Genomic DNA, 5,723 nt, shown 5'->3' with positions numbered 1-5,723 from the left:
GGACCCGACCCGCTTCTCGGGCCGCGTCGCCACCTTGAAGATCACTTCGGTGAAGCCGAAGTCGTGATAGACCTTTTGCAGCAGCGCGGTAAAGGCAACGCACTCGTCGAGGATCTGGTCTTCGGTACAGAAGATGTGTCCATCATCTTGTGTGAAGCCGCGCACCCGCATCATGCCGTGCAGCGAACCGGATGGTTCGTTGCGATGGCACTGGCCGAATTCGCCATAGCGCAGCGGCAGCTCCCGGTAGGAGTGCATGTTCGAGCGGAAGATCTGCACGTGGCCCGGGCAGTTCATCGGCTTGAGCGCGTAGGCGCGATTCTCCGACTCGGTGGTGAACATGTTTTCCTTGTAGTTCTCCCAGTGTCCGGAGCGCTCCCAAAGAGTACGGTCAAGAATCTGCGGCGCCTTCACTTCCTGGTAGCCGTTGTCCTGGAACACCTGGCGCATGTATTTTTCAACCTGCTGCCAGATGATCCAGCCTTTCGGATGCCAGAAGATCAGGCCGGGCGCCTCTTCCTGGAAATGGAACAGGTCGAGCGCGCGTCCGAGCTTGCGGTGATCGCGCTTCTCGGCTTCTTCCAGCATGTGCAGATAGGCTTCCTGGTCTTCCTTCCTGGCCCAGGCCGTACCGTAAATACGCTGCAACATCTCGTTGTTGGAGTCGCCGCGCCAGTAGGCGCCAGCCAGCTTCATCAGCTTGAATACCTTGAGCTTGCCGGTGGATGGCACGTGCGGCCCGCGGCACAGGTCGGTGAAGCGGCCTTCGGCATACAGCGATACATCCTCGTTGGCCGGAATCGATGCGATGATTTCGGCCTTGTAGTGTTCGCCGATCGATTTGAAGTAAGCAATGGCCTCATCGCGCGGCAGCACGCTGCGCACGATCGGCTCGTCCTTTTTCACCAGCTCGGCCATCTTTTTTTCGATTGCCTGCAAGTCTTCCGGCGTGAAGGGGCGCTTGTACGAGAAATCGTAATAGAAGCCGTTGTCGATGACCGGACCGATGGTGACCTGGGCATCGGGAAACAATTCTTTCACCGCATAGGCCAGCAAGTGGGCGCTCGAGTGACGTATCACGTCCAGCCCTTCCGGATCCTTGTCGGTCACGATCGCGAGCTCGGCATCCTGTTCGATGACGAAGGAGGTGTCGACCAGCTGGCCATTCACCTTGCCGGCAAGCGCTGCCTTGGCCAGCCCGGCGCCAATGCTGGCGGCAACCTGCGCCACGCTGGGAGGCGCCTCGAACTGCCGCTGCGATCCATCGGGAAGTTTTACTGAAATCATGCTTGTTCTCCAGGCCAGCCTTGCTGACCGCTTGCCGCCGTGAAAGCACCGGCTTACAGGGTGGAAAAATAAAATACAGACGAAAAAAAACGCGGACCAGCCGCGCTTTTCTCAGATGCAGAAAGGAAAACGTCGACCAGCGTCGCTCAGAGTGGGGTCTCGGTACGAGTTCGCGGTGTCATAACCGTGGTGCCTTTCTCGCTCTTACATTCAGGTGATCAGAAGTCGTTTTGCGGCAGTGGCGCAGTCGCCTCGCAAGCTGTCCGGACTATATCAGAATTCAGGGATTCATTCCAGAACTGCGCAGCCCAGGACAGCTCCCGGCCGGGTCAATCCCGACCTCGAACACAATGAATCCTGGTGCCATTGCGGGGATTTGAACCACCGGACCTCCTGCTTACCTGACAGGTGCTCTGGCACTGAGCTACAACGGCATGAACAGCATGGTAAGCAATGGCCGGCCCACGGCTTTGTGAGAGAACAAGGAAATCCGGGATGCCATTGAGCCCGGCGAACCCAGTCAGGCGGGCGCGGCCGAGGCCCTTCTGCCTGGCGCTGCGACAAGCCGGCGCTGTGCTGCATGCAATCCGTCATCAGTCTTCACTGATGGACAGCATGTTTTCCAGCCCGGAATTGGCAAGCTGGTCATCCGCCAGCTCCACCACAACCTGGTGGATGGTCCCGGTAAAGTTGAACGGACACTGGTAGCGCTCGCTGACCGGGCTGCCGTCGTCGTAGCCGCAATAAACGCCGCCGGCCGTCGCGCCCAATGGCCACATATTGCGCATCTCGATGCGCCCCAGCACTGCGCCGTCGCACAGCAGGATGCCGGTGCCGGCGCAGTGTCCTTGCCTGGCGAATTCAAATTCCAGCAGGTGGCGACCCGGCGCCAGTGCTTGCCCCGATTCGATTACCCATCGCCTGTCAGGGCCGACATACTCATGCACCAGACGCCCGCCCTCGACAAAGAGTACATAGCCGCCGAAGCGGGTGCCGGCGGCCAGGATCACCCCGGCGCTGCCGGGGGCCAGCTCGACGTCGGCCACGATCCGGTAAGAACGATTGGCTACCGGCGGTGCGGCCACGACCGCCAGCCGGTCCATACCGGGCTCGAACACATAACGCCGGCGGGGGGCAAGCTTGTAGGTAAGCAGGATGCGTTGCCGGTCGCGGTCGTCCAGCGGGAGCACGTGATGCATTTGGGCCTGCTCCCACCAAAGTTCGACCAGTTGCCTGAGTTTCTCCGGATGGCGCTCGGCCACGTCTTCGCTTTCCGTGAAGTCGGCGTCCACATGGTAGAGCTCCCAGCGGTCGCTGTCGTAGTCGCTTCCCTGTACATGGTGGGTCACCGCCTTCCATCCGTCCGCCCATATGCCACGGTGGCCCAGCAACTCGAAGTACTGGACTTTCTTGCGACCGGGCGCGCGCGGCTCATCGAAGCTGTGCAGGAAGCTCGTGCCGTGGACCGGCATCTGCTCCACGCCCTGTACCGTGGCCGGCGCAGTCAGCCCGACTGCCTCCAGCACGGTCGGCACGATATCGCTGCAATGACAGAACTGCGCGCTGACCAGCCCGCCCTGCTTGATGCGCGCCGGCCAGTGGACCACCAGCGGGTCGCGCACGCCGCCGCCATGCGTATGCATCTTGAACCACTTCAGCGGCGTATTGCCTGCATGGCCCCAGCCGCGTGGATAGTTGTTGAACAGGTGCTCGGAGCCGAGCTGCTCCAGCGCCGCCAGCTTTTGTTCCAGCGGCTCATCGAGGAACTGGTAATGGCGGCGGATATTGGCATCGCCAAAGTCGCCGCCCTCCTCGGTGGCGCCGTTGTCGGACAGCACCATCAGCAGCGTGTTGTCGAGCAGGCCGCGCTGTTCGAGGTAATCGACCATGCGCCCGATCTGCTGGTCGGCATGGTCCAGGAACCCGGCGAAAACTTCCTGATGGCGGGCGCACAGCCTGCGCTCATCCGGGCTCATGGAGTCCCAAGGCCGTACTGCTTCATTCCTGGGCGTCAGGCGCGAACCTGCGGGGACAATCCCCAGTTCCAGTTGGCGCGCAAACCAGCGCTCGCGTGCGACATCCCAGCCGTCATCGAAGCGGCCCGCATACTTGTCGATATGCGACCTGGGCGCATGGTGCGGCGAGTGGCAGGCCCCCAGCGCCACATAGGAAAAGAAGGGCTTGCCTGGCGCCGCCGCTTGCTGGTCGCCGATCATGCCGATGGCGCGCTCGATCAAGTCTTCGGTCAGGTGATAGCCCGGGCGGCGCGGCGTCGGTATGGCGTGGTTGTCGCACACCAGCTCCGGATTCCAGTGGTCCATCAGCGATGCCAGGAAGCCGTAATAACGCTCGAAGCCGCGCCCCAGCGGCCACTGCCCGAACGGGCCGGCGGCGGTCCAGTCGCGCAGTCGCGCCAGGTGCCACTTGCCGACCGCAAAGCAGTTATATCCCGCTGGCTGCAGCATCTCGGCCAGGGTTGCCGCACGCCGCGTCACCTGGCCCTGGTAACCGGGGTAGCCGGTACACCAGTCCGCAATCATGCCCATGCCGACCGCATGATGGTTGCGCCCGGTCAGCAGGGATGCGCGCGTGGGCGAGCACATCGCGGTGGTGTGGAAATTGTTGTAGCGCCGCCCCGCCGCCGCCAGCGCGTCGATGCGCGGCGTCTCTATAGTGGATCCATAACACCCGAGATGCCCGAACCCGACGTCGTCCAGCACGATGATCACCACATTCGGCGCGCCCGGCGGCGCGCTTGGTTCGGGGACGATCCAGGGTTGCGAGCTCTGGTAACTGCGCCCGATGACGCCGCCAAATTCTTCCTGGCTCATGTGACTGCGCTTTCGACGACCGCCATCAGGGAACGTCCCGATACATTTTTTGGCGCGCACGTACCGGATCGAGCAGCGACCAGTCGCCTTGTTCGAGCGCGAAGCCTTGCGGGAACGGCGGCCGGGGCTGCATGCCGAGCGCTAACATGACCCGCTCATCGCGGTAATAGCAGCGCGTGGTCACCGCGACCAGCGCACTCGCCAGCGCCGGATGGTCGTGACGCAGCTGCTGTGCAATGGCATCCTGCCGGCTGGCCGGCAAGTCAGCGAAGGCGCCTGCGGACATGTCTTCCAGTTGCCCGAGCGCCTGCCGGATGGCCGTGGCGTCGCGCCCCAGCGAGGCGACGATATCGCCAAAAATGACTTCGTCATCGGCGCCCGGCACCTGGTACTCGGTGCTGGCGGGAATCATCAGCCCGACCAGCGCGCGCAGCGAGCGCCGCTGCGCGTCGGACAGTGCATGCTCCCCCACAATCTGAATGACCTTTGTCATTGAAGCCTCAATCAAACAGGTTGGCAAGACGGTTCTTGATGTTGTCGGCGATATACAGCGCAAGCGCCTGGATGGTGGCGGTCGGATTGACGCCGCCGGAGGTGACGAAGATGCTGCCATCGACGATGAACAGGTTCTTGACGTCGTGGCTGCGGCCCCATTCATTGACCACCGAGCGCGCCGGGTCGACTCCCATGCGGGCAGTGCCCATCAGGTGCCAGCCAGCGCCTGGCATGGGGCCGTCAGTGACGATATCGCGCGCACCGGCGACCTTCAGGATCTCGATGCCGCGGGCAATCGAATGATCCAGCATCCGACGGCTGTTTTCGCTCAGGCGGTAGGTGATCTTTGGCGCAGCAATTCCGTTCGAGTCCTTCAGCTGCAAATCGAGCGTGACGGTATTGTGTTCTTCCGGCAGGTCCTCGCAGATCGCCACCATACCGGCGCTGCGATCGAACAGTTGCCGATAGGCCTGGTGGTGGCCGTCACCCCACGGAATCCGGCCGGAGGCCATGCCCGTCATCGCCGTCGCGACCGGGCCCTGCCCGCGGATGAATTGGTAGGTGTATCCGCGCACAAAGCCCCTGCTGCGATCGGTTTCGTAAAACTCCTGGCTCCAGGTGCCGATGTGCGGTCCGCGATAGCCGTCCAGCGGCTCATCGAAATAGCCGCGAATCGACGAGTACGGATGGAACATCAGGTTCTTGCCAACCAGTCCGCTGGAGTTGGCCAGGCCATCGGGGAAACGGGATGAAGCCGAGTTCAGCAACAGCCGCGGTGTGCCGATGCCATTGCAGGCAATGATCACCACCTCCGCTGGCTGGAAATGCTCTACGCCATCGGCGTCGTAATAGATCGCGCCAGTGGCCATGCCATCGTCGTTGGTGGTTATCTCGCGCACCCGGCAACGGGTGCGCAGCTCGACGCGCTGGCGCAAAGCTTGCGGCCAGTAGGTGATGTCGGTACTGGCCTTGGCCCCCTGGGCGCAGCCAGCGATGCAGTGCCCGAGGTTGATGCACTTCGCCCTGCCCTCATAATCTTGGGTAGAGATGGCACTGTCTGCAGCCCACCAATGCCATCCCAACTGGTTCATCGCGCCACCCAGCCGCATG

General features: G+C 62.5%; 4 protein-coding genes and 1 tRNA gene. All 5 read right to left on the bottom strand.

From position 1 onward, the window contains the following. Nucleotides 1-1,287 (bottom strand): threonine--tRNA ligase (gene thrS, locus Q7T64_RS13995; protein WP_304796939.1); only part of this gene is annotated, 1,287 nt, incomplete at its 3' end. Between the two features lie 358 nt (nucleotides 1,288-1,645). Next, a tRNA-Thr gene (locus Q7T64_RS13990) sits at nucleotides 1,646-1,721 on the bottom strand. A 159-nt stretch (nucleotides 1,722-1,880) separates the two neighbouring features. After that, nucleotides 1,881-4,118, bottom strand: coding sequence for an arylsulfatase (locus Q7T64_RS13985; RefSeq protein ID WP_304796937.1), 2,238 nt, complete (start codon nucleotides 4,116-4,118; stop codon nucleotides 1,881-1,883). 25 nt (nucleotides 4,119-4,143) lie between these two features. Continuing rightward, a complete protein-coding gene (locus Q7T64_RS13980; RefSeq protein WP_304796935.1) occupies nucleotides 4,144-4,611 on the bottom strand; it encodes a hypothetical protein in 468 nt (155 codons plus the stop codon). A 7-nt stretch (nucleotides 4,612-4,618) separates the two neighbouring features. Next, nucleotides 4,619-5,723: GMC family oxidoreductase (locus Q7T64_RS13975; protein ID WP_304796933.1), on the bottom strand; the 1,105-nt coding region annotated here is incomplete at its 5' end.

Origin of the sequence: Lacisediminimonas sp. (assembly GCF_030645335.1) — a bacterium.
Lineage (GTDB): Bacteria > Pseudomonadota > Gammaproteobacteria > Burkholderiales > Burkholderiaceae_D > Lacisediminimonas.
The sequence above is the reverse complement of the archived record's forward strand: the minus strand, read 5'-3'. Positions and strand labels throughout refer to the sequence as shown.

Coding starts and splice junctions, on each gene's coding strand:
- Q7T64_RS13985 (WP_304796937.1), bottom strand. CDS start 4,118: ATGAGCCAGGAAGAATTTGGCGGCGTCATCGGGCGCAGTTACCAGAGC.
- Q7T64_RS13980 (WP_304796935.1), bottom strand. CDS start 4,611: ATGACAAAGGTCATTCAGATTGTGGGGGAGCATGCACTGTCCGACGCG.